This is a genomic window from Synechococcus sp. BA-120 BA3, from assembly GCF_034931285.1.
In the GTDB taxonomy this organism is placed as follows: Bacteria; Cyanobacteriota; Cyanobacteriia; order PCC-6307; family Cyanobiaceae; genus Cyanobium.
Window position 1 is genome coordinate 1 of sequence record NZ_JAYGHZ010000163.1, and the last position, 1,629, is coordinate 1,629.

Annotated in this window: 3 protein-coding genes; all 3 read left to right on the top strand. The window is 75.6% G+C overall.

Translation table 11 applies throughout. From position 1 onward, the window contains the following. The coding region (locus tag VB737_RS06890) for a hypothetical protein (RefSeq protein ID WP_500312187.1) at positions 1-235 on the top strand (235 nt) is incomplete at its 5' end. A 12-nt stretch (positions 236-247) separates the two neighbouring features. Beyond that, positions 248-970 (top strand): hypothetical protein, encoded by a 723-nt coding sequence (locus VB737_RS06895; protein ID WP_500312189.1) that lies wholly within the window; start codon positions 248-250, stop codon positions 968-970. Then, the coding region (locus VB737_RS06900; RefSeq protein ID WP_500312188.1) for a UvrD-helicase domain-containing protein at positions 967-1,629 on the top strand (663 nt) is incomplete at its 3' end. The genes VB737_RS06895 and VB737_RS06900, both read left to right, overlap by 4 nt.

Below are 1,629 nucleotides of genomic sequence, written 5' to 3' on the forward strand. Positions count from 1 at the left end.
CCTGCTGGAGGCGGTGCGCCGTCTGGCCGGGGAGCGGCCGGCCCCACCCGCGGCGCTGCTGGCTGGAAGGCCCCCCCGGGAGGCTCCCCCCGCCGTCGAGGGCGACGCCTTCACCGACCTGCGGGACTGGCTGGTGGCCCCCCAGAAGCACTGGCTGCGGTCCCTGGGCCTGCGCCCCGGGGAGTGGGAGAAGCGGGTCGACGACCTCGAGGCCCTGGCCCTCGATGAGCGGTAGCGCTCCTCCCTGCTGCGGGAGACCCTGCAGCGCAGCGCGGAGGGGCCCGGCGGAGAGGCCCCCCTTGAGGCCGCCGACTGGCTCGAGCGGCACCGGGGCCAGGGCCTGCTGCCCCCCGGGGCTGCGGGCCCGATGGAGGCGCAGCTCCTGCAGCGCCGCTGGACGGGCCTGACCAGCGCCCTGGAGGCCCTCGGCCCGCCCCGGCGTCCCAGCCACCACTGGGGCCCCTGGCAGGCCGCGATCCCCTGGCGGGGCGAGGCCGTCGTGCTGGTCCACACGGCCCAGGCCCGGGTCAGCCACCGGCTGGAACTCTGGCTCCAGCTCCTGCTGGCCTGCGCCGCCGGTCACCCCCCGCGCCGGGGGGTGCTGATCGCCCGGGACGGCGATGGCTACGTGCCGGTGCTGGAGCTCACCGCACCGGCCCCCGAGGTGGCCCGGGATGAGCTCGACCGTCTGGCGTGCCTGCAGCGGCAGTGGCGCACCAGGGGATGGCCGGTGCCGCCGGAAACGGGCTGGAGCCTCGTGGCGAACGAGCGCAGGAAACCCGGCCAGGGACGGGCCAGGGCCACCGGCACCTGGGAGGGCTCCGGCTTCCATGCCGGTGAACGGGATCGGGCCGAGATGGAGGCCTGCTTCGGCGCTGGCCTGCCGGCGGACGATCTGCTGACGCCGGAGGTCCTGGCCCTGGCCAGCGAGCTCTTCTCGCCCCTGCTGACGGCGGAGGTGGAACGATGACCGTCGCCGTTGACGGCCCCTGCGTCCCTGAGCGCTTCGAGGCCAACGACGTCTGCCTCGATGACGGCGTCGTGCTGCTGGAGGCCAGTGCCGGCACCGGCAAGACCTTCGCCCTGGCCCATCTGGTGCTGCGGCTCCTGGCCGAGAAGCGGCTCGGCCTGCGGGAGGTGCTGGTGGTGACCTACACCAACGCCGCGGCCGCGGAACTGCGCGATCGCATCGGCCGCCGGCTCCAGGACGCCCTCAGCGGCCTCCAGCCCCCCGCCGGCTGGACGGCGCCCGATCCGGTGCTGGCCGAATGGCTGGAGCGCCAGCCGGAAGAGCCCGCCGCCCGCGCCGCGGTGCAGGGCCTGCTGCTGCTGGCCCTTGAGGAGCTCGACGCCGCCGACATCACCACCATCCACGGCTTCTGCCAGCGCAGCCTGCGGCGCCACGCCATGGAAGCCGCCCGCCCCCCCGAGCTGACGCTGGAGGCCGACGCCGCCGACCTGGTGCGTCAGGTCGCCCACGACTACTGGCAGCAGCAGGTGCTGGCCCTTCCCCTGCACCTGGTGGAGGGGCTGACGGCGGCCATCGACCTGGGGGATCTGGAGCGGCTGCTGCTGCAGCTCGATGGCGACCCCGGCCTCGCCCCGGATCCCCTGCCGGCGGGCCTGGTC